This is a genomic window from Scandinavium goeteborgense (assembly GCF_003935895.2).
Taxonomy (GTDB): Bacteria; Pseudomonadota; Gammaproteobacteria; order Enterobacterales; family Enterobacteriaceae; genus Scandinavium; species Scandinavium goeteborgense.
In genome coordinates this window covers 3,228,110-3,252,835 of record NZ_CP054058.1, presented here as the reverse complement: position 1 = coordinate 3,252,835, position 24,726 = coordinate 3,228,110, and the positions used below count along the sequence as shown (strand labels likewise).

General features: G+C 55.6%; 24 protein-coding genes. 9 read left to right on the top strand and 15 right to left on the bottom strand.

What is annotated here, in order from left to right:
- The first annotated feature begins 19 nt into the window (after positions 1-19).
- Entirely contained in the window at positions 20-1,180 is a 1,161-nt protein-coding gene (locus A8O29_RS16510; RefSeq protein WP_125355666.1) for a pyridoxal phosphate-dependent aminotransferase, read from the top strand.
- On the opposite strand, the gene A8O29_RS16505 is transcribed toward A8O29_RS16510, so the two are convergent.
- The 3 genes from A8O29_RS16505 to dsbG form a co-directional block, all read right to left on the bottom strand.
- Positions 1,181-1,807, bottom strand: a complete 627-nt coding sequence (locus A8O29_RS16505) for an IbrB-like domain-containing protein (RefSeq protein WP_125355668.1) — start codon at positions 1,805-1,807, stop codon at positions 1,181-1,183.
- Positions 1,792-3,015 (bottom strand): phosphoadenosine phosphosulfate reductase, encoded by a 1,224-nt coding sequence (locus A8O29_RS16500; RefSeq protein WP_125355670.1) that lies wholly within the window; start codon positions 3,013-3,015, stop codon positions 1,792-1,794. The genes A8O29_RS16505 and A8O29_RS16500 overlap by 16 nt, the downstream gene beginning before the upstream one ends.
- A gap of 211 nt (positions 3,016-3,226) precedes the next feature.
- The gene (gene dsbG, locus A8O29_RS16495; protein WP_125355672.1) at positions 3,227-3,973 is read right to left on the bottom strand and encodes a thiol:disulfide interchange protein DsbG; all 747 of its coding nucleotides are present in this window, start codon (positions 3,971-3,973) and stop codon (positions 3,227-3,229) included.
- A gap of 365 nt (positions 3,974-4,338) precedes the next feature.
- Between dsbG and ahpC the strand changes: the two genes are divergently transcribed.
- Together ahpC and ahpF are read left to right on the top strand one after the other, a co-directional pair.
- Positions 4,339-4,902 (top strand): alkyl hydroperoxide reductase subunit C, encoded by a 564-nt coding sequence (ahpC, locus tag A8O29_RS16490; RefSeq protein WP_110512375.1) that lies wholly within the window; start codon positions 4,339-4,341, stop codon positions 4,900-4,902.
- A 152-nt stretch (positions 4,903-5,054) separates the two neighbouring features.
- Positions 5,055-6,614 carry an alkyl hydroperoxide reductase subunit F gene (ahpF, locus tag A8O29_RS16485; RefSeq protein ID WP_125355674.1) on the top strand — a complete coding sequence of 520 codons (1,560 nt, stop codon included), beginning with the start codon at positions 5,055-5,057 and terminating at the stop codon, positions 6,612-6,614.
- 155 nt (positions 6,615-6,769) lie between these two features.
- On the opposite strand, the gene uspG is transcribed toward ahpF, so the two are convergent.
- The 3 genes from uspG to A8O29_RS16470 all read right to left on the bottom strand — a co-directional run bounded on the left by uspG (position 6,770) and on the right by A8O29_RS16470 (position 9,295).
- Positions 6,770-7,198 (bottom strand): universal stress protein UspG, encoded by a 429-nt coding sequence (uspG, locus tag A8O29_RS16480; RefSeq protein WP_110512377.1) that lies wholly within the window; start codon positions 7,196-7,198, stop codon positions 6,770-6,772.
- Positions 7,199-7,373: 175 nt separating this feature from the next.
- Positions 7,374-7,784, bottom strand: coding sequence for a nucleoside diphosphate kinase regulator (gene rnk, locus A8O29_RS16475; RefSeq protein WP_125355676.1), 411 nt, complete (start codon positions 7,782-7,784; stop codon positions 7,374-7,376).
- A gap of 134 nt (positions 7,785-7,918) precedes the next feature.
- The gene (locus A8O29_RS16470) at positions 7,919-9,295 is read right to left on the bottom strand and encodes a GntP family permease (protein ID WP_125355678.1); all 1,377 of its coding nucleotides are present in this window, start codon (positions 9,293-9,295) and stop codon (positions 7,919-7,921) included.
- Positions 9,296-9,578: 283 nt separating this feature from the next.
- On the opposite strand from A8O29_RS16470, the gene A8O29_RS16465 reads away from it, so the two are divergent.
- Positions 9,579-10,409, top strand: a complete 831-nt coding sequence (locus A8O29_RS16465) for an alpha/beta fold hydrolase (RefSeq protein WP_110512380.1) — start codon at positions 9,579-9,581, stop codon at positions 10,407-10,409.
- An 87-nt stretch (positions 10,410-10,496) separates the two neighbouring features.
- The gene (locus A8O29_RS16460; RefSeq protein WP_125355695.1) at positions 10,497-11,351 is read left to right on the top strand and encodes a helix-turn-helix domain-containing protein; all 855 of its coding nucleotides are present in this window, start codon (positions 10,497-10,499) and stop codon (positions 11,349-11,351) included.
- A 3-nt stretch (positions 11,352-11,354) separates the two neighbouring features.
- Here the strand turns inward: A8O29_RS16460 and ptsP are convergent, their stop codons facing one another.
- From ptsP to dcuC, 7 genes are all read right to left on the bottom strand, one after another.
- Entirely contained in the window at positions 11,355-13,850 is a 2,496-nt protein-coding gene (gene ptsP / locus A8O29_RS16455; RefSeq protein ID WP_125355681.1) for a phosphoenolpyruvate--protein phosphotransferase, read from the bottom strand.
- Positions 13,851-13,872: 22 nt separating this feature from the next.
- Positions 13,873-14,913, bottom strand: coding sequence for an aminopeptidase (ypdE, locus tag A8O29_RS16450; protein WP_125355683.1), 1,041 nt, complete (start codon positions 14,911-14,913; stop codon positions 13,873-13,875).
- Positions 14,913-15,998, bottom strand: a complete 1,086-nt coding sequence (gene ypdF / locus A8O29_RS16445) for an aminopeptidase (protein WP_125355685.1) — start codon at positions 15,996-15,998, stop codon at positions 14,913-14,915. The genes ypdE and ypdF overlap by 1 nt, the downstream gene beginning before the upstream one ends.
- A 13-nt stretch (positions 15,999-16,011) precedes the next feature.
- Positions 16,012-17,262 (bottom strand): PTS fructose transporter subunit IIC, encoded by a 1,251-nt coding sequence (locus A8O29_RS16440; protein ID WP_125355687.1) that lies wholly within the window; start codon positions 17,260-17,262, stop codon positions 16,012-16,014.
- Positions 17,263-17,286: 24 nt separating this feature from the next.
- Positions 17,287-17,613 (bottom strand): PTS fructose transporter subunit IIB, encoded by a 327-nt coding sequence (locus tag A8O29_RS16435; protein ID WP_125355689.1) that lies wholly within the window; start codon positions 17,611-17,613, stop codon positions 17,287-17,289.
- Between the two features lie 234 nt (positions 17,614-17,847).
- Positions 17,848-18,654, bottom strand: coding sequence for a ribonuclease I (rna, locus tag A8O29_RS16430; protein WP_125355691.1), 807 nt, complete (start codon positions 18,652-18,654; stop codon positions 17,848-17,850).
- Between the two features lie 135 nt (positions 18,655-18,789).
- A complete protein-coding gene (gene dcuC / locus A8O29_RS16425; protein WP_110512387.1) occupies positions 18,790-20,169 on the bottom strand; it encodes an anaerobic C4-dicarboxylate transporter DcuC in 1,380 nt (459 codons plus the stop codon).
- Between the two features lie 428 nt (positions 20,170-20,597).
- Between dcuC and pagP the strand changes: the two genes are divergently transcribed.
- Together pagP and cspE are read left to right on the top strand one after the other, a co-directional pair.
- Positions 20,598-21,122, top strand: coding sequence for a lipid IV(A) palmitoyltransferase PagP (gene pagP / locus A8O29_RS16420; protein WP_246316616.1), 525 nt, complete (start codon positions 20,598-20,600; stop codon positions 21,120-21,122).
- Between the two features lie 191 nt (positions 21,123-21,313).
- Positions 21,314-21,523, top strand: a complete 210-nt coding sequence (cspE, locus tag A8O29_RS16415; RefSeq protein ID WP_004100146.1) for a transcription antiterminator/RNA stability regulator CspE — start codon at positions 21,314-21,316, stop codon at positions 21,521-21,523.
- Between the two features lie 72 nt (positions 21,524-21,595).
- Here cspE and crcB read toward each other — a convergent pair whose 3' ends face one another.
- The gene (gene crcB / locus A8O29_RS16410; RefSeq protein ID WP_125355157.1) at positions 21,596-21,973 is read right to left on the bottom strand and encodes a fluoride efflux transporter CrcB; all 378 of its coding nucleotides are present in this window, start codon (positions 21,971-21,973) and stop codon (positions 21,596-21,598) included.
- A gap of 86 nt (positions 21,974-22,059) precedes the next feature.
- Here crcB and A8O29_RS16405 point away from each other — a divergent pair, with 86 nt between their 5' ends.
- Positions 22,060-22,848 carry a deaminated glutathione amidase gene (locus A8O29_RS16405; RefSeq protein WP_125355158.1) on the top strand — a complete coding sequence of 263 codons (789 nt, stop codon included), beginning with the start codon at positions 22,060-22,062 and terminating at the stop codon, positions 22,846-22,848.
- A gap of 127 nt (positions 22,849-22,975) precedes the next feature.
- Positions 22,976-23,179 (top strand): twin-arginine translocase subunit TatE, encoded by a 204-nt coding sequence (gene tatE, locus A8O29_RS16400; RefSeq protein WP_110512391.1) that lies wholly within the window; start codon positions 22,976-22,978, stop codon positions 23,177-23,179.
- A gap of 128 nt (positions 23,180-23,307) precedes the next feature.
- Here tatE and A8O29_RS16395 read toward each other — a convergent pair whose 3' ends face one another.
- Positions 23,308-24,666 carry an 8-oxoguanine deaminase gene (locus tag A8O29_RS16395; protein WP_125355159.1) on the bottom strand — a complete coding sequence of 453 codons (1,359 nt, stop codon included), beginning with the start codon at positions 24,664-24,666 and terminating at the stop codon, positions 23,308-23,310.
- Positions 24,667-24,726 lie beyond the last annotated feature (60 nt).

The window sequence follows — 24,726 nt, the reverse complement described above, 5'->3', positions numbered from 1 at the left end:
ACATTCGGGTAAAACGATAATGAGCCATAACCGACTGATTCCGCAGAGTAAACTCCCTAATTTAGGCACCACGATTTTTACGCAGATGAGCGCCCTGGCGCACGAATATCAGGCCATTAACCTGTCGCAGGGCTTCCCTAATTTCGATGGCCCGCGCTATTTGCAGGAGCGTCTGGCGTTTCATGTGTCTCAGGGGGCGAATCAGTACGCGCCGATGACCGGCGTACCGGCGCTGCGTGAGGCGATTGCGGCGAAAACGGCGGCGCTTTACGGGCATACGCCGGATGCCAATACCGACATCACCGTCACCGCGGGGGCGACCGAAGCGCTTTACGCAGCGATCACCGCGCTGGTGCGTGAAGGCGATGAGGTTATCTGCTTTGACCCGAGCTACGACAGCTACGCGCCTGCGGTGGAACTTTCCGGCGGCATCCTCAAGCGCATTGCGCTACAGCCGCCGCAATTTCGCGTCGACTGGCAGGCGTTTGCCGAACTGCTGAACGACAAAACCCGGTTGGTTATTCTCAACACGCCGCATAATCCGTCGGCCACCGTTTGGCAGAAAAGTGATTTTGACGCGTTGTGGCAGGCGATTGCCGATCGTGAAATTTACGTGCTGAGCGACGAAGTGTACGAGCACATCTGTTTTGCCGTCGAAGGGCACGCCAGCGTGCTGGCGCATCCGCAGTTGCGTGAGCGTTCGGTGGCGGTGTCGTCATTCGGTAAAACCTTCCACATGACTGGCTGGAAAGTCGGGTACTGCGTGGCCCCGGCGGAAATCAGCGCCGAGCTGCGAAAAGTGCATCAGTATCTGACGTTTGCGGTGAATACCCCGGCACAGCTGGCGCTGGCGGATATGCTGCGCAACGAACCGCAACATTACCGCGAGCTGCCGGATTTCTATCGCGCGCGTCGCGATCTGTTTATTGAAGCCCTCGGCAATAGTCGCCTCGAAATTCTGCCCTGCGAAGGCACCTATTTCCTGTTGGCGGATTACAGCGCCATTTCCAGCCTCGATGACGTGAGTTTCTGTCAGTGGCTGACCAAGGAAGTGGGCGTGGCGGCGATCCCGCTGTCGGTATTCTGCGCCGATCCTTTCCCGCACAAACTCATTCGCCTGTGCTTCGCTAAACAGGAATCGACGCTGCTGGCCGCCGCTGAAAGGCTGTGTAAACTCTGATTATTTCACCGTCCAGGCTTCGGAGAATTGACGGTCGCTGAACATATCCAGCAGACCGTTAATTTGCCGCAGGCGCAGGACTTCATCGGCGTCCATCCCAAGTTCCACACTCATCTTTTCGTCCGTCCAGCCAAGCTGGCTCAGTTCCCGCACAATTTCTGCCATGGCGTTGATTTGATGACGACCGCGCGCCCGGTTGTGGCGGATAGTCGATGCCATACGGCCGGGCTCATCCTCGGCTTCTGAATGCAGGACGCTGACGGGCAAATAGCCTTTAAGCCGCTTTTTGAGCACCGATTTTGATTTCGCCAACTGATGCCGGTGAAAACCATCCACAATTTCGTACTGATTATTATGCGGCCCATGTACCACAATTGGCTGGGTAAACCCGTCGGTTTCCAGCGATTTCAGCAGGAGCCGTTTTTCAGGCGGGGCAACGTTGTTGGGGTTGTAATCATTCGGTGCGATGTCCCCCTGTTTTATCCACAGCACGCAGTCCACGGGCTGATCACGAAACGGACTTTCTCGATGGAGCGCCTGCCGGAAATGATTAATCGCTTCTATACGTTCTGGTTCCTTTAGCGTTGCCAGCCAGGCCGTCATCTGTTCGATCATTTGCTGTTGCATAAAATTCCCCATTCTTGACGTTTATTCGCGATGCGTTGGTTATAGCGCTGGTGGTATTTCGCCTTGGTTGGGCTGAATGACAGCATTCGGCACCAGTAATCGTTGTTCAACAGCACCTTGCAGATCCGCCGCCAGGAAGGGATATCTTTCGCCGCAATATCCTTCGGCTGGGTATCGGGGATAGGGTCCATTCCGCGTTTTTGGTACCAGTGCAGATACACGGCAATCTTATTGCGATAGTGGTTTGCGGTTGAGGGCGGCATGGTCTCGAGCAAAAAGAGGGCATAGGTTTCCCAATTGTAACCCTCGGGTTTTTCCATTTTTCGGTGGCCATAAAACTGATTGTCGTGACCGGCGTAAATCCCGCCGCTGTTGACCCCACTGACGCGCTGGCACATGGCGGCCCAACGCTCTGGCTCGAGGACGTGATAGAGCCACAATCCCTGGCGCTGCTCGGGGCCAAACGGTTCGCAAATGCGCATGTAGCGCAGCGGGACACCTGCCTGATACATCAGGTTGTACAGTGGGTTATAGCGCAGAGCGGTGCGAGAAAACCACGTCCAGATATCGGCCGTTTTCCAGTCATAGATGGGGTAGACATACCAGGTGTGGCCGCCACGCGCCATGCTGGTCCAGGGTTTGTCATCGGCAAAACGCAGTTTGTCCTTGGCGGCGACGGCTAAAAAGCGGGTGTAGGATTCATCAGCGCGGATCCCGATACTGACGGCTGCCGGTCGATTCTGAGAGAACCACTCGGCAAAATGGCTGACAAATTCTTCGAAGGTGATCCCCGGTTGATAAAACGGGAAATAGGCCGGATCGGTGATGGCGTCGGCGGGAGGCTGGCGCACCCAAGGCGTATCAGGTTCCCAGCAACACCATTCTGGGGTGAATTGCGTGAGGGCATTTGGGGTCGTCAACGGCAGGGCAACCCAATAAAAGGTGTCGATGACGTCGGCATATTCTGCCCGCATCTCCTCACAATGCTGAATTGTGCTGCTGAACTGCGCTTCCCAGTCGACAAATAAAACGCTGAACTTTTTTTTCAATTTTCTGGCTAATGTTCCGGCCAGATGCAGCATGACCGTAGAATCTTTTCCTCCGGAAAATGAGATGCAAACCCGTTCAAAATTATTAAGCATCCAATTTATTCTTTCGGTTGCCGCGGTCAATACGTTTTGCTGAAGAGGGAATTTGTAAATTGACATTCCATTGCCTTTCATTGTGTCTTTTTTATAAATATAACATATATAAAATAAGTATTTTAGTAAAGTATGTACTTCATTTTTGAAATATATGTCAAATGTATAATGATTTATAAAATATAAGGCTTGTGAATGTTATAGGGTGCGAGGGAATAAATGTATGCGAGGGTGTTAAATAAGGTAAGGCAATTAACGCATCGCCTTACCTTTTTACTTACTTTTCGCCCATCATGGCTTTCAGATTTTCAGCGTCAGGCAAGCCGACCACCTGCTGGAGCGCATTGTCATCGTTGAGATAATAAATCGCAGGCGTGGCGTTGGCGCCTAATTCATCCATGATTTTCTGGTTCTCATTCAATATTTGCATTTGAGCCGGTGCGACCGATGACGGTATATCGAGCTTCAGTTTGCCGCCGGATTGTTCGTAGTCATGCCAGGTTTTTGCCGGATCTTTGCTGGTCATGATCGCCGCCGCTGTCGCCGGGCTTTCGGGTTTGATAACGCCCACCATCAGCGTGCGCAACTGCACTTTGCCGGACTCAACCCACGGGCGCGCCTGCTGCCAAAACTGTTTGCAGTACGGGCAGAACGGATCGGCGAAGACATAAATCACGCGCGGCGCCGTTTTTTTACCGTCGAGGATCCAACTCGCTTGCTCCATTTTTTGCCACAGCTCACGGCCCACCGGGGCGTAAATATCCTTTTGAATCAGCTGCTCACTGAGGTTAGCGCCTTTCTCGTCATACATGTAACCCGAAATAGCGTGCTTGCCGTCCGGCGTGAGGTAGATGGTCACCCCCATATCCTGATACTTACCGAGATAACCTTTCATACCGCCCGGTGCATCGAAAGATTTGATTATCGTAATCCCTTGTTTCTCTATCGCTTTTACCGGCGCGGGCAGCTCTTCGGCGGTGGCCAGAAAGGGGGCCAGCGTGAGCAGTAGGGCGAGTTTACGCATAATAACTCCTTGTAAAATAGGTGGATGATGTCCAATGAATGGTAGAGCCTATCACAACCATAGATAAGACCGAGGCGTGGCGCAATTGCGCTGGCATAAGGTGAGTGGTCTAATCCGTCCCGCTGTTACGGCCTTTAATAAGGGTGTAGAGCGCAACGCAAGCCAGCTTACTGGCACTGAACACCCTCAGGGGCTTTCAGGTAACGGGGCCGCCTGAAAAGGTGGCCTTTTTACGTTCTGGGTTCATGAAAATCGTTGCGTCGGTTTGTTAGCTAACGCTTATTGATTTGATACGGGAAACGCATTGGCCCGTTGAATCAAAGTTAGTTAACTTACCTCTCAACGACAACACGGAGGAAGTACAGATGTCTTTAATTAATACCAAAATCAAACCTTTCAAAAACCAGGCTTTCAAAAACGGCGAATTCGTAGAAGTCACTGAGAAAGACACCGAAGGTCGCTGGAGCGTGTTCTTCTTCTATCCGGCTGACTTTACCTTCGTTTGCCCGACCGAACTGGGCGATGTGGCTGACCACTACGAAGAATTCCAGAAACTGGGCGTAGATATTTACTCCGTTTCTACCGACACCCACTTTACCCATAAAGCGTGGCACAGCAGCTCCGACACCATCGCAAAAATCAAATACGCGATGCTCGGCGACCCAACTGGCGCCCTGACCCGTAACTTCGAAAACATGCGTGAAGACGAAGGCCTGGCCGATCGTGGCACCTTCATCGTTGACCCGCAGGGCATCATTCAGGCCATTGAAGTTACCGCTGAAGGTATCGGCCGTGACGCATCTGACCTGCTGCGTAAAGTGAAAGCGGCACAGTACGTGGCTTCCCACCCAGGCGAAGTGTGCCCGGCGAAATGGAAAGAAGGCGACGCGACACTGGCTCCATCCCTGGATCTGGTCGGCAAAATCTAAATTTGTCATGCCCGGCGGCGCTGTGCTTGCCGGGCCTACAATCTCGTAGGCCGGGTAAACGAAGTGTCACCCGGCAATTAACCTGAACACCATGATGCAAGCTGCCCGCACAAGGCCGCTCGCATGATGATGTTTTATGAGAGGGAAGAACAATGCTCGACACAAACATGAAAACCCAGCTCAAGGCCTATCTTGAGAAACTGACGAAACCTGTTGAGCTGATTGCCACGCTGGATGACAGCGCTAAATCGGCAGAAATCAAGGAACTGCTGGCGGAAATCGCCGAACTCTCCCCGAAGGTGACCTTTAAAGAAGATAACAGCCTGCCGGTGCGCAACCCTTCTTTCTTGATTACCAACCCGGGCGCTACCCACGGACCGCGCTTTGCGGGCTCTCCGCTGGGTCATGAATTTACGTCGCTGGTGCTGGCACTGCTGTGGACCGGCGGCCATCCGTCAAAAGAAGCCCAGGCGCTGCTGGAGCAAGTCCGCGATCTGGATGGCGATTTCGAATTTGAAACCTATTACTCGCTCTCGTGCCACAACTGCCCGGACGTGGTGCAGGCGCTGAACCTGATGGCGGTGCTGAACCCGCGCATCAAGCACACCGCGATTGACGGTGGCGTTTTCCAGAATGAAATTACCGATCGCAACGTGATGGGCGTTCCGGCGGTGTTTTTGAACGGTCAGGAGTTTGGTCAGGGTCGCATGACGCTGGCGGAGATCGTGGCAAAAGTGGACACCGGCGTGGAAAAACGTGCGGCGGAAGAGCTGAACAAACGTGATGTCTACGATGTACTGATTGTCGGCTCCGGCCCGGCGGGTGCGGCGGCGGCGGTTTACTCTGCGCGTAAAGGCATCCGCACTGGCCTGATGGGCGAGCGTTTTGGTGGCCAGGTGCTCGACACCGTCGACATCGAAAACTACATTTCGGTGCCGAAAACCGAAGGCCAGAAACTGGCGGGCGCGCTCAAGCAGCACGTTTCCGACTACGACGTGGACGTTATCGACTCCCAGAGCGCCAGCAAACTGACGCCAGCGGCGGAAGAAGGCGGCCTGCATCAGATTGAAACCGCCTCCGGCGCGGTGCTGAAAGCGCGCAGCGTTATCATTGCCACCGGCGCGAAATGGCGCAATATGAACGTACCGGGCGAAGATCAGTATCGTACCAAAGGCGTGACCTACTGCCCGCACTGCGACGGCCCGCTGTTTAAAGGCAAACGCGTGGCGGTGATCGGCGGCGGTAACTCCGGCGTGGAAGCGGCTATCGATCTGGCGGGTATTGTTGAGCACGTAACGCTGCTGGAATTTGCCCCAGAGATGAAAGCCGACCAGGTATTGCAGAACAAAGTGCGTAGCCTGAAAAACGTCGACATCATTCTGAATGCGCAAACGACCGAAGTGAAAGGCGACGGCACCCGCGTGGTGGGGCTGGAGTATCGTGACCGCGTCAGCGGCGATACGCATCAGATTCCACTCTCCGGCATCTTCGTGCAGATTGGTCTGCTGCCGAATACCACCTGGCTGGAAGGCGCGATTGAGCGCAACCGCATGGGCGAAATCATCATTGATGCCAAATGCGAAACCAGCGTGAAGGGCGTGTTTGCGGCGGGCGACTGTACAACCGTGCCGTACAAACAAATTATTATCGCGACCGGCGAAGGCGCAAAAGCTTCCCTGAGTTCGTTTGATTATCTGATTCGCACCGCATAAAAAAGTGCCCGGCGGCGCGATGCTTGCACGGGCCTACGGATGTTGTAGGCCCGGTAAGCGTTAGCGCCACCGGGCGAAAAAGTAAGACGACACCTGCAATGTAAAGAGGCTACCGAAAGGTAGCCTCTTTTTTTACGCGTGGACGGGTTGTGGATTTACCGCACCACCAACACGGGCACGTGCGCATGACGAATCACGCTCGAGGCATTGGAGCCGAGCAGGTGCGTGGCAATGGACGGATTGCGCGAGCCAATCACCACCACGTCGGCCTTGAGTTCTTCGGCCAGTTCGTTCACCACGTCACGCACGTTGCCCATTAGTACATGGGTTTTGATACGCGAAGGGTCGATGCTGAAATGGTCAACCATGGTTTTCAGGCGCGTTTCCGCCTCGTGGAAAAGATGCTCTTCAAAGCGACGTAAATCGGCGGCAAAACGGCTCATGGTCAGGCTCGCGGAGCCGGGCAGGACGTGCAAAAGATGGATAATGCCTTCCTGCTGGGCGAGAAATTCCGCATGACGAACGGCCTTGTCACTCAGCGCCATTTCGAAGACATCAACCGGCATTATGATGGTGTTATACATACAATGACCTCCATGTAACGATCCTGATTATATACAAGCATATTCGGCGACAACTTTGTGGCATTCACGTCGCAAATATCACTTTCAGGCGGTGCAGGGAGGGTAAAGTTTTGTGGCAGGGTGAAACGGAAAGAGGATGTAGGGGAACATCCTCTGAAAAGTCATTCAGATGCGCTTAGCGGTTAAATTCACCGGAGGCTTCTGGCTGATACAGCAGCTCGAGCACTTCTAAGTGCGTTTCGGTGCCATTTGGCAGCGACCAGTGAATAGAATCGCCCACGCGAAGGCCAAGCAGTGCCGCCCCGACCGGTGCCAGAACGGAAAGCTGCGTTGCGCTGTCGGTCATATTGACCGGGAACACCAGCGTACGCACACGTTCTTCCTGAGTGCTCAAATCGCGGAAGCGGACCTGACTATTCATGCTGACCACATTGTGCGGCATCTCCTGCGGGGAGCACATCTGCGCCCGATCCAGTTCGTCATTCAGCGCAGCCGCAACCGGGGAAGTTGCCCACTCTGGTCGTTCCAGCAGGCGGTCAATGCGTTCGGCATCGAACTCATTAATGATGATGGCGGGTCTGGTCATTGTTGACTCCATGTTTTCCAGGTTGAGATCCAGCTACTTGTTTCCAAAAGAAAACCCTCGTCGTACAGGACGAGGGTTTAGGGTCTGACCATGATACTGACTGTGATCGGATCTTTGAAGTGATTTAGCTCACATTAGAAGATCATGCTACCGATCAGCGCGAACAGGAAGGCGAGGCCGCCGAGCAGCGTTTCCATCACCGTCCAGGTTTTCAGCGTGGTCTTTTCATCCATTTCGAGGAAGCGGCCAACCAGCCAGAAACCGGAGTCGTTCACGTGAGACAGCACTGTTGCGCCACCGGCGATGGCGACCACGATAAAGCACAGGTCTAGCTGGCTGATACCGGTTGTAGCGTGGACCATCGGCGCAACCAGCGCGGCGGTCGTGGTCAACGCCACCGTGGCGGAACCCTGCGCCACACGCAGCGCCGTCGCAATGACGAACGCCGCCACGATGACCGGCATGCCGGTATCGGACAACACGCCTGCCAGCGCGTCGCCAATGCCGCTGGCGCGCAGAACGCCACCGAACATACCGCCCGCGCCAGTCACCAGAATGATGCCGCAGATTGGGCCTAATGCGCCGTCACAGATTTTTTCCAGATGCTTCAGGCTGTGCTGGCGGCTGAATACCATCAGGGAGAAGAACACGGTAATCAGCAAGGCCACCGGGGTTTTACCGAGCATGCGCAGGAAGTTGACCAGCGTGTCGTCTTTCGCCACCCAACCCAGCACAATCGCGGTGTTGAGGCCGGTTTCCAGGAAAATCAGCACCAGCGGCATCAGCAGAATGGTCAATACCATGCCGAATGAAGGTGGCTTGTGGTCAGGATCGGCTTCGACCGCACCGAGGAAAGAGGTCGGCAGTTTAATGTCGAATTTCTTCCCGGCGTACAGGCCGTACAGGTACGCGCCGAGATACCAGGTTGGCAGGGCGATAATCAGACCGACAATCACCAGCAGGCCAATGTTTGCGCCGAGCAGTTCAGCCGCGGCAACCGGGCCCGGATGGGGCGGAACCAGCGCGTGCATTACTGCAAACGCACCCGCTGCCGGGAAGGCGTATTTCAGCGTGGAGCCGCCAAACTGTTTAGCGACGCTGAAGATAATCGGCAGCATCACCACCAGACCGGCGTCGAAGAAGATTGGGAAGCCGAACAGCAGCGATGCCACGCCCAGTGCGAATGGCGCACGTTGCTCACCAAATTTGTTAATCAGCGTATCAGCCAGCACTTTTGCACCGCCGGAGACTTCCAGCAGTCGGCCAATCATCGCTCCCAGACCCACCAGCAGCGCAACGCCTGCCAGCGTGCCGCCGAAGCCAGTCAGCAGCGTCGGTACTACTTTGTCGAAAGGCACTTTCGTCAGCAGCGCCACCACGATGCTGACCAGGGTTAAGGCTAAAAAGGCATGCACTTTGAAGCGCATGATCAAGACCAGCAACAGGGCGACTGCCCCTGCTGCGATGCCGAGCAGCGTACCGGCTCCCAATGCGTTCGTAACTTCTGTCATCTTTGTATCCTCTGTAGCGTGACAGCGAAAAGGGTAGTGATAGCCTGGCTTAATCCCTGCGTTTATCACTGATACCGGTAACATGATACTGGTAACATGGCAGGGGTTGTAAATACACGCAGACACATTTATTAACACTTTGCGACGGGCTTCAAATATCCGGAAGATTTATCGATTTGAATAATATTTGTTCGATAAACGTGATCGATTTCAAATCTGGCATATGCTTCTTAAGCACCGCTGCGCCATCCGGCGTCAGCATGACCATGAACCAGGAGATCCCATGAGCGGTTACGACAAATTGACCCTAAAAGATGGCAGCACTCTCTATTTCAAAGACTGGGGGAGCGGGCAGCCAGTGGTATTCAGCCACGGCTGGCCTCTGACGGCGGATGCGTTCGAAGACCAGATGCTGTTTTTGGGCGAGAAAGGTTTCCGGGTGATCGCCCACGACAGGCGCGGCCACGGGCGTTCTTCGCAGACATGGGACGGCAATAACATGGATCAGTATGCTGACGATCTGGCGGAACTCACTGCCCATCTTAATTTGAAGGATGCGGTGCACGTCGGGCATTCCACTGGCGGTGGCGAAGTGGCGCGCTACATTGGCCGCCACGGCACAGAGCGAGTGGCAAAAGCGGTGCTGATCAGCGCGGTGACGCCGATTATGGTGAAAACCGATTTCAACCCCAACGGTGTGCCCATCGAGGTATTCGACGGTATCCGTCAGGGCGTCGTGAACGATCGCGGCGCGTTCTTCCATGAGCTGTCGGAGGCGTTTTACGGCTATAACCGCTCAGGGGCAAGCGCGTCAGAAGCAGTGCGGGCGAGCTTCACGGCGCAGGGATTACAGGGTTCGATCAAAGGGCTTTATGACTGCATTAAAGCGTTTTCGGAAACCGACCTGCGTGAAGACTTAAAACGCATGACCATCCCGACGCTGGTTATCCACGGTGATGACGATCAGATTGTGCCGTTCGAAACCTGCGGCAAAGTGGCGGCTGAAACGCTGCCCGACGCGGAGCTGAAGGTCTACAAAGGCGGCTCTCATGGCATCTGCACCACCCATAAGCAGCAGATTAACGAAGATTTGCTGACGTTCCTGAAATCGTAATCGCTCAGCCCGGTACGTGACGTGCCGGGCGTTCACATTTCCCGCCATCGGGTTACACTCATCGTTTGCCATTTTCAGGGCCAGATGATGCCGGTGACCCCCCTTCCTGCCGACCGCCGTTTCTTTGCCGATTTGCTCAGCGGGCTGGTGCTCAACCCGCAGCGCCTGGGCCGCGTATGGTTTGCCCGTTCGGCAAAATCACTGCCCGCCGGGGCGCTATGTCTGGATATGCCGCGCCTTGAAATTGTGCTCCGCGGTGAATACGGCAATGCGCTGGATGAAACGCAGCACACGCTGGCTCAGGGCGAAATGCTGTTTATTCCGCCGCGTGCCGCCAATCAGCCGATGTTTACGCGTTCGGCGATGGTGCTGAGTATGGTTTTCGCCCCGGCGTGGATCGGGATGGCGTTTTACGACAGCCGCAACGGCAATACGCCCGCGCCGCTGCGAAAGGTGGAGTTTCCGCATCAGCAGCACGGTGAAGGGGAGGCGATGCTTACCGCGCTGACATTGCTCAGCCGTTCGCCGCTGGAGCAGCAAATCATCCAGCCGCTGGCGTTGAGTTTTCTGCATCTGTGCCGAAAAAGTACAGTCACTGAAGTGGGTGCTGTGCCGTCGCGCCCGCAGTTTCTTTATCAAAGTATCTGCAACTGGATCCAGGATAACTACGCCAGACCGTTGACGCGGGAAGACGTGGCGGCGTTTTTCAATATCACGCCAAATCACCTGTCGCGACTCTTCAGCCAGCAGGGCACCATGAGTTTTGTCGATTACCTGCGCTGGGTGAGAATGGCGAAAGCGCGGATGATTTTGCAAAAATATCAGCTGTCGATTGGCGATGTGGCGCTGCGCTGCGGTTATCCGGATGGGGACTATTTCAGCCGATTGTTCCGGCGTCAGTTCGGGCTGACGCCGGGAGAGTATCGCGCGCGGTTCCAGTAAGCGCTACAGGCTCAGTTCTTCGTTCAACAGTGTCAGAATCGCCTGCGCATCGGTGGCTTCCAGCAACGACTGACGGAAGGCTTTATTGACCAGTTTGCGCGCCAGCTGGGAGAAAACCTTCACGTGGTTAATGCCTTCGTGCTCGCCGAGCGTGAGCATAATCACCAGTTCGACGTCGCCCATCTCCGACTGCCAGTCGGTTAACGCAGGCAGCCGCGCGAGGCTGATGCTCGAGTGGCGGATCCACGCCGATTTGGTATGCGGGATCGCCACGCCAAACCCGACGCCGGTGGTGACGATTTCTTCACGCTGCCAGATATCCTCTTCCAGTTCCAGCGGATGCTCGGTGCGCCCGTTGACCGCCAGATTGCCGCACAGCAGCTGGATAATCTGCTCTTTGCGCAAAGGACGGTCGGTGAACAGAATATTCTCCAGCGCCAGCAGCGGACGCGCGTCGTCTTCCGGTGTGAATTCGCGCAGCAGCGCTTCAATGTCATCGGCGCTGCGACACTCACAGGCTTTGTTGGCCAGCTCGCGGCAGGCAGCGCTGTCGAGCTGACGCAGCTGGCTTTTCACCGCCGGAATACGCGGTCCGCTCATGCTCAGTTCATCCAGTTCCAGCCCCAATAACAGCGGCAGATAACGGCTTTCGCCACCCAGTTCGCCGCAGATACCGACCCATTTTCCGTGCCGATGGGCAACGCTGACAATCTGGCGCAGCATCCGCAAGAACGACGGGGTGATGGGGTTGTACAGCGGCGAAACGCGGGGGTTGTTGCGATCTACGGCGTATAAATACTGCGTCATATCGTTGGAGCCGACGCTGAAGAAATCCACCTCGTCGCAGAAATGGTCGATGATGTAACACACCGACGGCACCTCAACCATGATCCCCAGCGGCAGGCTGGCGGCAAAGCGCAATCCTTCGGCCTGAAGTTCGGCTTTCACCTGCTGCAGTTGGCTTTTGATCCACAGAATTTGGTCGAGGCTGTGCACCATCGGGATCATCAACTGCGCGTTTCCGTAAGCGCCCGCCCGCAGAATGGCCCGCAGCTGAGTACGGATCAGCCCGGTAAATTCCGGGTAAATCCGCACCGCGCGATAGCCGAGGAACGGGTTTTCCTCCTGCGGAATATTCAGATAGCTCAGTGGTTTATCGCCGCCAATATCCATGGTGCGGAAAATGACCGGTTTATCGCCCGCCGCCAGCAGCACTTGTTGATAGGCCTCAAATTGTTCCTGCTCGTCCGGCGGCGTTTGGCGGTCCATGTACAGCATTTCACTGCGAAACAGGCCCACGCCTTCCGCGCCGTTGCTGAATGCACCCGGTGCTTCCAGTGCGCTGCCGATGTTAGCGGCCACTTCGATGCGCTGCCCATCGCGCGACAGCGCGGTTAACGCGGCGTCCTCAGTCTGGCGCGCCACGCGTTTGTCGTCGAGTTCACGCGCGAGGGTGTAATAGCCCATCACCGCGACGTCCGGTTCCGGAACCAGCACGCCGCACTGTCCGTCGAGTACCGCCTGGCGATGCTCCAGCCCGCTGAGTTCCGCCACGCTAAAGCCGTTGAGCACTGGAATGGACGAGGCGCGGGCGAGGATCAGCGTGTGCGAAGTGCGACCGGTTTTCTCCAGCACCATGCCTTTGAGCTGCGTCAGGTCGAGACCGAGAAACTGGCTGGGCGTTAAATCTTCCGCCACCAGAATGGTGGGTTGGGTCAGGCGCAGTACGTCCTGATTGCGGTGCTGCGGCCAGGTAATGTGCAGCAAGCGTTCGCTGATGTCGCGAATGTCGCTGGCGCGCTCACGCAGATAGTCGCTGCTGGATGCCAGCAGTTTGTCGCAGATAGCGTCCATATTATCGATGATCGCCGCCGCCAGACCTTGCTTATTGTCGCGCATGATGCGGCGGATATTGCTGGCAAACTCTTCATCCTGAATCAGAGACAAATGGGCGCTGAGTATGGTTTTGCTTTCGCCGCCGAGCAACCGAAGCTGCTGGTTCAGGCTGTCGGCGAGTTCCGCCAGGCTGTGCTCCAGCCGAGTCATATCTTCCGGGCTTGGCGCAATGGCGCGGTAGCCGTCGAGGCTGTCGCTGCGCCAGAGGGTGATTTCCCCAAAACCGATGCCGCTGGCGAGCACGTTGCCGGTCAGTAAACGGGGATTCAGGCGTGAAAGTGAACGCGGCAGCGGGTGCGCCGTGGGCGAGACCACGGCGGGCAGCACGCTGTCGCTGTCGATAAAGTGCTGTTCGAGATAAATTTCCAGCGCGCGGCGGGCCGGTTCTTCATCACTGCCACTGATTTCCAGCGAGCAGCTGTCGTTGAATAAGGTGCCGGTGCTGACCAGCGCCAGCGAGCTTTTGCCATCGGCGTGGGTGCTCAGGCGGTGGTTGATAAAGCGAATATCGCTTTGCCACGCGCTGCATTGTTCCTTCAACGCCCAGGCCGGGCGGGCGTGCAGGCCGTTAGGCAACGGACAGAGAAAATCGAGAGTCAGCATAGCGGTTCCTTTAAGCGCAAAATCAGCATCTGAAATCCATCAGACGAGAAACGGTTTTGGCGTCGATATCGTGAAGCAGCGCCACCAGTAGCTGGTGGGTGAGGTCAATGTCTCCGGCGTCGGCAATCGAGGCAGCGCAGTGGCCGTGGCGCGTCGGCGGGCCGAGCACCACCGTTGGGATGCCGTTGCCGCAAAGGTGTACCGCTCCGCCGTCGGTGCCGCCGTTGCTGAACATATCCCGTTGCAGGGAAATGGCATTCTGCGCGGCCGCGTCTTCTACCCAGGCGGTCAGTTTCGGCGGCGCAATCAGGGTTTTATCGTACATCACCAGCATCGGGCCTTCGCCAATCTGGCGATGGTTGTCGCTGCCGTAATCAAAGTTTTTCGCCCAGCAGGCGGTGTCGAGCACCAGGGCAAGATCGGGCTGAAGTGCGCGGGTGGCGGTTTGTCCGCCGCGCAGGCCAACCTCTTCACTGGAGCTGGCCACCAGCCACACTTCGGCATTCAGCGGCGTGGAATGTAATTCGCGCAGTAGCGTGACCAGCAAATAACAGCCGAGGCGATCGTCGAAGGCTTTACCCATCACGCGGTTGTGTGGCAGTTCGCTGAATGTTGTGGCGAAAGTGACGCGATCGCCTGGCTCCACGCCCGCTTCGGCGACTTCATCGGCGTTACAGGCGCCAATATCGACGCGCAATTTTGCCACATCGTTTCCGTGACGCTCGCCGTCCAGCAGACCGTTGATTTTGCAGCCGCTGCGGGTGGTTATCCGTACCGGTTGCAGTTCGCGAGCGGTCATGCGCACGTTGCCAATTGGAATCACGTCGATAGCGCCTGTCGACGAGATACTGCGAACCATAAAGCCCACTTCATCCATGTGTGCGCAGACCATGACCTTCGGGCCGCGGCTTTCGTTCAGGCGGATGAGTACCGAACCGAGGCCGTCAAACTGCACCTCTTTGCCCAAGGCGTCGGCTTCGCGCAGCAGAATTTGTCGCACTTCCTGCTCGGAAGCGGCGATGGCATCGGCTTCACTTAGCGCTTTCAGTAACGCGAAATCCATCACGCTTCTCCTGTCATCAGCAGCGTTTTCGGGGTGTGATACAGCACTTCCGCGCCGTCCTCGGTGACCAGTACCACGTCTTCAATGCGCACGCCGCCTTCGTCTTCCAGGTAAATACCGGGTTCAACGGTCAGCAACATTCCAGGACGCAGCAGGGTGGTGTCGGACGGTGAAAAACGTGGGTTTTCATGCACGTCGATGCCGATGGCATGTCCGGTGTTGTGACCAAATTTCGGCCCGTAGCCCGCGTGGGTGATGTGCTCCCGGGCTGCGGCGTCGACGGTCTGACACGCCACGCCCGGACGCACGGCGGCAATGGCTGCCAGCTGCGCTTCCAGCACCGTCTGGTACACCGCGTACAGCGGCGAGGTTTCCACGTTGGCATAGCGGCCCGCAACCAGAAAGGTGCGGGTCATATCGGAACAATATCCCTGGTATTGAGCGCCAAAATCGAGCGTCACCAGTTCGCCTGCCACGATGATTTTCTCTGACGCTTTGCCATGAGGCAGCGCGCCGCGAGGACCGCTGGCGACGATAGTATCGAACGAGGGTTTCTCTGCCCCTTGTTGTTTCATAAACCACTCCAGCTCGGCGGCGACTTCGCGTTCTCGCATGCCGGGCTGGATAAAACGACGGATATGGCCGGCGGTGGCGTCGGCAATGCGACACGCCTCGCGAATAATGGCGATTTCCTCGGCGGTTTTTACCTGGCGTAGCGCATCGAGCGACACGCTGACCAGCGCCTGGCGCAGGCTTTCAAGCCATTCGCTCGCCGTTTGCCAGCTCACCTGTTCACCTTCAAAACCGATACGCTGTAACCCTTCTTCTTCCGCGATTTGGTTGACGATGGCGCTCATTGGGCGAGCGCTTTCCAGCCGGTGCAGCTGGTAGCCGTGAGTGCGGACGGCGACATCGCTGTAGTAGCGAAAATCCACCAAAATGTGCGCATGTCGCCGGGTGACCAGCACGTAGCCCGAACTGCTCGAAAAGCCCAGATGCGCGAGCTTGTTCTGGCGTGACGAAATGAGCACTGCGTCTATCCGTTGATGCGTCATCCAGTCACGAACCGTCGTCAGTAAAGCCATATCCGTTTTCCTCTTACATCGCGTCGATGGCCAGCTTGCCACGTTTGTGCAGGCTGTTGCGGATAAGCACCACCAGCAGGGCGGTGATCACCGCGCCAACCGCGATACTCAGCATGTACGCACCGAGATTGGTCACCAGCGGCCAGGCCCAGATGGCCGACTCCGGGAACCATTGCACCGCGCCGAGCGCCGAGGCAGTCATTGCGCCGGCGATGGCCCCCGTCATGTACGCGGGCAGGGTGGCGATGGGGTTTTCCAGCAGGAACGGAATTGCCCCTTCGCTGATGCCCATAAAGGCGAGGAACATCGCGGTTTTACCCTGCGGATAAAGCTGCGGGCTGAACAGGCGTTTGCCGGTCAGACGATGGTCGATAAGCGTAGCAAGGCCCAGACCAATCGGCGGGATAACAATCGCCACCGCACGGGAGGTGATCGGCAGCACGTGATCGGTGGTGAAACCGAGCGCCACAAACCCGGCCGCTTTGTTAATCGGACCGCCGAGGTCAATGGCCGTGGCCGCCGCCATGCCGATGGCGTACATCATTGAGCCCGCCTGACCTGCTGCCAGCAGCAGCGTCCGCATCCCGCCGTTCAGCCAGCCGCCAATCGGGGTGATGACGTAATACATCGCCAGCATCACGAACAGCGCGGAAAGGATGGGAATTAAGAAGGTACTTTTGAACGCGAGCAGATACTGTGGTACGGCGATTCGGGCGTTCAGCCATTTAACCAGATACCCGGCGGCGATGGCGATAATCAGTGCGCCGATAAAGGTCGATGGCACCGGTTTGCTGGCCAGCCAGCTCAGTTTTTCCGGGTCAAAATTCAGTACCAGTGTCGGCTGAGTAGCAACCAGTCCACCGATAAAGCCCGCCGGAAACGCCAGCTTGCCGCCGATGGAGTTCGCCACGAAGGCAGAAAACATCGGGATGGCGAAGCTGAACAGCAGCCCGCCGAACGATTCCGTCAGGTAGCCAAACTTCAGCACCGACAGGTTAAACCCGGTGAATTTACCGGAGTTCAGCGCGTCCATAATCCCGGTGTCCGGCGGAATTTCCAGCCAGACGTATGCAATCAGCTGTGAAATGGCGAGAATAACCCCGCCCATGATAAGCGTCGGCACCATGCGGGAAATGCCCGACATAATGTGCTGAGGGAGTTCTTTCCAGAAGGAAGAGCCCGATTCTACGGGCGTTGTTGCCAGTGCAATGCTTTCGCCGTCAGACGAGACAGGACGAATGGCGCTGCGTTTTTTTATTGCCATTTCACACACCCTTGCTGTTGAGGATTATTGTTGCTCGGCGGCTATCAGCTCTTCGATTTCTTTCAGGGTGCCCGCGGCATTTTTAATGGCGTCCTGGAGGGAAATCTCATAGACGTCGCGCGTTTCAAAGCGCTCGTTGTCTTCCGGGGTAATGGCAATGGCGTGAATGATGATATCGGCGGTGGCGATATCCTGCGGCGTTAGCCGGTTCTGGATGCCATCGGCCCCTTGGGTTTCAATTTTGACCTCGTAACCGGCTTCGGTTGCGGCATCTTCCAGTGCCTGCGCGGCCATAAAGGTGTGTGCCAGCCCCATCGGGCAGGCACACAGTGCAATCAGTTTCTTCGCCATGGTGAACTCCATCAGTAAAAGTCGGAACTGATTATGCTCAGAGCTTTCTGGCTTCTGTTACCAGACAAATAATGCTTTATCAGGATTTTTGATGCGTTAGCAGGGAAGTGTGATGCGTGTCCGCTTATAAGGAAAATCGATGAAATACGACGTTAGGAGTGACGTGCTGAAAGCAAAAGGAGAGAAAACGGGGAGTGAAGCGAGCCGGGCAAACGCGTGTTGCCCGACGGGGAATTAGTTTCCGGCTTGATCAATCACGAACTGTGAACCGCAGTTGCCCGGATGCGGCTGTGGCAGCAGCGAGCCTTCGGCCAGTGGCGCATTGATGGCGCTGGATTTGATAGCAATCTGCATTTCGGTCAGGTAGGCCGGTTTGCCGTTGCAGGTCAGCTTGAACGCTTTTACGCCTTCTTTGCCATAGTTTTTGGCTACGGCGGCGTTGAAATCATTCCGGCTGACGGTTTTGCCGTAGTTTTGCGCGAGGAAAGCGCCTAAAGCGCTGTGTTTGATCTCCCCGTTCAGGCGCACCATGGTGCCGAAATAGGCGTCCGGGTCGAAGCCAAAACAGACGCCGTGCTTGGCATATTCATAACGTTCCAGACACGAACCGCCGCCGCTGCCCGGCATCACATTGTTCAGTTTGTTGGCCATTTCCAGCGACAGGCCGGTTTCTGCCGCCGAGCATTTGCGGTTACCGCGCACTTCAGGCATGTTCGGCACCGGGCGTGTCGCACAGCCGAAACGCATCCAGCGACGATTGTCCACGCCACGGGCGGCGATGGATTTAGGCAGGCTCGGCCACAGGCCGTGCACTGTCAGATAATTCGTTTTATCGCTGACTTCTTTCTGGGTCCGGCATTCGCTCGGCTCGTTACGGTTTTTATCCTGCATGCTTTGACAAAAGCCGGTTTGCCAGGAGAGCGCCAGCACGTAGCTGTCGAAATCAGGGTATTTTGCAGGTTGTAACGGCATGCTGTCTGCGGCCAGCGCAGGGAGGCTGGTAGCCGCCAGAATGGGCAGCACTTTCCATAAGCTTTTCATATGTGGGTCCGTGGGTAATTAAAACGCCGAATACCTTCTATTTAATCATAAAAATGCCAATCAGGTTTAATTGACTGGCATTGTGATAGCGACTGTTAGCCGTCGCTTGCCCGGGGAATACTTTTGCGCGTGGAATTAGCCTGCGACGACGCTCGCAGAAGCGACCATTAATTCGGTGGCAATAATCACCACCACCAGACCGACCAGCACCGGCACGGAGGTGCGTTTCACCACTTCAAACGGCGAGATTTTTGCCATGCCGGATACCGCAACCACGACGCCAGACACCGGTGAAATGGTACGTCCAAGGTTGGAGGCCTGCAGCATCGGAATCGACAAATACGCCGGGTTGATGCCGGAGCTGTGTGCCAGTTTCGGGATCATTTCGACGAAGGCGTAGAACGGGGCGTTACCGGAACCGGTCGTCATCGCAGCCAGCATGGTCAGGATAACCAGCACCAGCATCAGAATGATACTTGCAGAGCCGAATGAGGTGGCGATGGAAATCAGGCTGTCGATAAAGCCGATGGTGCTCAGACCCTGGGCAAATACGCCTGCTGCGACCAGCAGCATGACCACGCCGGCGAAGGCATCGGCCATCCCGCGGTAGGCCACTTCCAGCCCGGAGAAGACTTTCTGGGTATTGAAGCCACGGAAGAATTCGAGCACCGCAGCCAGCAGCATACAGATAACCAGAATGGTGATGATGTGCAGTTCCGGGCCCCATTTACCGTCAAAAATCAGCACGCCGATAATCGGGGTGAACGGCAAAATGGCGTAGAACGACGGCGCGTTGGTGGTGATTTCGCTGACGTCGAGCATCTCGTGGGAAATGTTCTCTTTCTTGTCGAGATAGCGCTGCCAGAAGAAATGCGCCACCGCCATGCAGACAATCGCCGCGATGGAAATCGGCAGGGTGGTTTTGAAGGCAAAGTCGATCAGCGGCATTTCGGCCGCTTTTGCCGCCAGCACCACGTCACCGGAGGTCGGTGAAAGGATGATAGCTGCCGGAGAGGCGCAGATGGCTGCCGCCGCGCCGCGGCTAATACCGACGTTAACCATCACCGGGAACAGCGTACCCATCAGCAGCACGCCGAGGCCAGTGGCAGAAGACACCGCCAGCGACATCAGACACGCCACGAAATAGGCAGCAATCATCAGGATGTACGGCGAGTTAATGTAGCGCAGTGGCTTGGAGGTGAGTTTTACCACCATGTCGTTGGCGCCAATGTGGGTCATATAGGCCGCAAAACCGCACAGCATCATGATCATCATGCCGAGGTCGCCACCGCGGCTCATCAGCAGGATTTTGATATATTCGACGATATCGGTGGCGGAGTAGCCGGTGCTGCTGGCGCTGGCCGGCAGGATTTTATGGCCCATCAGGGCACTGGCAATGAGCAGTGCCAGGCCGCCGACAAATAGCACGCCCGTTGCGGAATAGCCTTTAATGATATAGCGAGCGACACCCGCAATGACGACCACTCCAATAAGGAGCTCAAACAACGTTAGCATGATGGATTCCTGTCTTCCTGATACCCAAAGAAAATTTTATCGAAAATGTTTTCAAAAAAAGAAGTCTGAAAATGTGCCCAATTAACGGTCAAAACTTACTGACGAAAATCAATAAACCGACAACCACGGCCTTCCTTGACGCCAAATCAAATCGGCTATCACATTATATATATTTCTTTGATGAATGTTTCGTGTTCTGTTGATGCGAAAATGATACTAAAAAGTTAATCAAAATCAGCATGTTCGGCGAGAGGTGTAAAGGGTTTAGTCTCGCTAATACGTGGGGTGTCAGGAAAGGACTATTCCGCTTTTGTTAAGGTTTTATTAATTTTACGCTTGTTACTCTGTTCAGCTATGAACTACAAGTGGTTATTTTTGTGACTAAATTTATTAAGCTCCTGGTGCTTGCAGGGGTATTAACAAGTCAAGTGTTATGTGCCTCTTTTGCAAAGGCAAATATGACTTCAACGGTCAGTGATGCTTTTTCGACACTCGGGGATAATATTGCGCAAACCTGGGAGTCGCCTGAGCATTATGATCTGTACGTTCCCGCTATTACCTGGCATGCGCGTTTCGCCTATGACAAAGAGAAGACGGACAAATACAACGAACGTCCGTGGGGCGCGGGTTTTGGTCAGTCCCGGTGGGATGATAAAGGTAACTGGCACGGTTTGTATCTGATGGCCTTTAAGGACTCGTTCAACAAATGGGAACCGATTGGCGGTTATGGCTGGGAGAAAACCTGGCGTCCGCTATCAGATGGTAACGTCCATTTGGGACTTGGCTACACCGTTGGGGCCACCGCGCGTGATAACTGGAACTACATTCCGATACCTGTGGTGCTGCCGCTGGCTTCTGTCGGTTATGGCCCGGTTACGTTCCAGATGACTTACATTCCAGGGACTTATAACAACGGCAACGTCTATTTTGCGTGGATGCGTTTCCAGTTTTAGCGTACAAAAGAGGTGATTCACAGCGGGGGTGTTTGCGTCGTGTGCAAAAACAACGACTAACTCTCAGACTTAATAAAATTTAGCGACTTTTATCACTTTTTCGATAAGTTAAGCTGGACAAAACGCACCACAATTGCTGTACTGTTAGCCGACACAGCATTTGTGTCCATTTTCATGTAAAGGTAATATAGATGTCTAAGATTAAAGGTAACGTTAAGTGGTTTAATGAGTCCAAAGGCTTTGGTTTCATTACTCCGGAAGATGGCAGCAAAGATGTATTCGTACACTTCTCTGCAATCCAGTCCAACGGTTTCAAAACTCTGGCCGAAGGCCAGCGTGTAGAGTTCGAAATCACTAACGGTGCCAAAGGCCCATCTGCTGCAAACGTAATGCCTATCTAAGCATTTCGACAGTAGAATACAAAAACCCGTCATTGACGGGTTTTTTTTTGCCTTTTCTTCAAGCAGAATGGATTAGCGAGCCGCCGAAAAAATCCACATTGCGGCCGCCGTCATCGCAAACGATCCGAGCAAGTTAACAGCCACGTTCAGCAGCGCCCAGCCAAAACGCCCATCCTGCAATAAAAACACCACTTCCGCTGAAAAGGTTGAGAAGGTGGTCAAACCGCCGCAAAAGCCCGTCGTGATAAGCAGCTTCCACATGGGATCGATATGTGTCATCCGATTGAACCACGCCAGCCCTGCACCGATGATAAACGCTCCCAGCAGGTTCGCGGTCAAAGTGCCAACCGGAATCGCATGATGCATTGGGTTTAAGCGCATCCCGAGCAGCCAGCGCAGCACGCTCCCGGTTCCACCGCCTATAAAAACGGCTAAAAGTATTTGTAACACCGCCAATTCCTGCTATTTGAATAGTAAGCACTTATCTTAGCGCCGGGCTTCGTTTATGGCTACGGCAAGAAATATTCGGAGACACTATGCGCGTTGCTGCAGGACAATTTGCTGTTACCCCGTACTGGTCTACTAACGCCCAGACCTGCGTATCATTGATGCAACAGGCAGCCGGGGCGCAAACGGCGCTGTTGGTGCTGCCTGAGGCGTTGTTAGCCCGGGACGATAATGATCCCGATATGTCGGTAAAATCAGCTCAGGCGTTTGATGGCGGATTTTTACGACGATTACTGGATGAAAGCCGTCATAACAGCATGACCACGGTGCTGACCATTCACGTTCCCACCACGGAGGGGCGGGCGGCCAACACGCTGGTGGCGCTTCGCAGCGGTGAGATTATTGCCGAGTATCGGAAGCTGCATCTGTATGACGCGTTCAATATTCAGGAATCAAAGCGCGTCGATGCCGGAAACACGTTGCCGCCGCTGATTGAGGTCGACGGCATGAAGATTGGCCTGATGACCTGCTACGATCTGCGATTCCCGGAAATCGCGTTGGCGCATGCCTTGCAGGGGGCTGAGGTATTGGTCTTGCCGACGGCGTGGGTGCGAGGGCCGCTGAAGGAGCATCACTGGGCGACGCTGCTGGCGGCGAGGGCGCTGGATACTACCTGCTACATCGTGGCGGCGGGCGAGTGCGGTAACAAGAACATTGGTCAGAGTCGGGTGGTCGATCCGCTCGGGGTCACGCTGGCCGGGGCGGGCTATGCCCAACAGCTCATTTTTGCCGACATCAGTCTCGAGGTTTTGCAACAGGTGCGTGCTCAATTACCGGTACTTAAAAACCGTCGCTTTGCGCCACCGCAAATTATGTGATGTTTTTTTAATCAATGCTTGATTCACCTTGTTACAGATTGCTATTGTGTGCCCTCGCTAAATGACCGTTAATTAGCTACGGTTTTGTTGGCGCGTTTTATAGCCTGTTTTAATCAAGAAGGTATCTATGGGTGAGATTAGTATTACCAAACTGCTGGTGGTTGCCGCACTGATTGTCCTGGTGTTTGGTACCAAGAAATTGCGTACGCTGGGCGGAGACCTGGGGTCAGCAATTAAAGGCTTTAAGAAAGCCATGAACGAAGACGACACCAGCGCCAAGAAAAGCGCTGAAGATGACGTCCCGGCAGAAAAACTCTCTCATAAAGAGTAACGGCGCAGCCAGAAACGACGTGCAGTAGCCGTTTGCTCACGCAGGTCATTTCGCCCACGCCAACGAGTTAGCCAGAGAGGCCACAACAGATTCCGTTGCGGCCTCTTGTCATTTTAGCGCCCGCCAGATCAGAAAGTTGCAACCAACTGTTTCGCCGCCTCGCGGTGCTGTGCTTTTAAGCGTTCGCAATCCAGACCACAAATCTCACCGTCGAGAACTCGCCATTCCCCGCCCACCATGACCCGATCGGCACGATCTGCGCCACACAGGATCATTGCGGAAAGCGGATCGTGGCTGCCGCTAAAGCGTAGATCGTCCAGACGGAACAGCGCCAGATCGGCCTGTTTGCCCACGCGAATTTCCCCGAGATCGGCACGTCCTAACAGACGAGCGGATCCGTGTGTCGCCCAGCCGAGGACTTTTTGCGGGGTGATGCGTTTTGCGCCGTAGCGTAAACGTTGCAAATACAGCGCCTGACGGGTTTCAAACATAAGGCTGGATGCGTCGTTAGAGGCCGAACCGTCAACGCCGAGGCCGATAATCGCCCCGGCGTCTTCCAGGTCGAGCGTCGGGCAAATGCCGGATGCTAGACGCATATTCGACACCGGGCAGTGGCAAATCCCGACGCCCGCCGCACCGAGGCGCTGAATTTCATCAGCATTGAAATGAATGCCGTGCGCCAGCCAGGTTCTGCCGCTCAGCCAGCCGACTTTCTCCAGATAGTCGACGGTGCGCAGGCCAAAACGCGCCAGACAAAAATCTTCTTCGTCGAGGGTTTCCGCCAGATGCGTGTGCAGCCGGACATCTTCCCCCGCAGCCAGACGCGCACTTTCCTGCATGATTTCTTCGGTGACTGAAAACGGTGAGCAGGGGGCGAGGGCAATCTGAATGCGCGCCCCTTCGCCACGCTGATGATAGCGACGAATCAGGCGCAGGCTGTCTTCGAGAATCGCCTCACCCGATTGCACCGTATGTTGCGGCGGCAAACCGCCGTCATTTTCACCGAGGCTCATTGAGCCGCGGGTCAGCATCGCACGCATCCCCAGTTCGTTCACCACTTCCACCTGTACATCAATGGCGTTTTCCATGCCTTCAGGGAACAGGTAGTGGTGATCGCTGGTGGTGGTGCAGCCAGAAAGCAACAGTTCCGCCATTGCCACCTGGCTCGCCAGCTTGAGCGCATCCGGCGTCAGCCGCGCCCACACTGGATAGAGCGTTTTCAGCCACGGGAACAGCGGTTCGTTGACGACGGGTGCCCAGGCGCGGGTCAGGGTCTGATAAAAGTGGTGATGAGTATTGATAAGCCCCGGCAGCACTACGTGCTCGCGCGCATCGAAAACGCTGTCGCAGGGCTGGGCCGGTGTTTCTCCGGCCGCGAGTACGGCGCTGATTTTGCCGTTTTCGACGATAACGCCACCCCGGGCGTCCACGTCGTCCGGGGTGAAAATGGCTTGCGGGTTTTTGATCCAGATACGGCTAGCGCACATCGCTAACTCCTCCTGTTAATGAATGAGAGAGTCAGCTCAGTTATGCCCTGTCTGCTGATC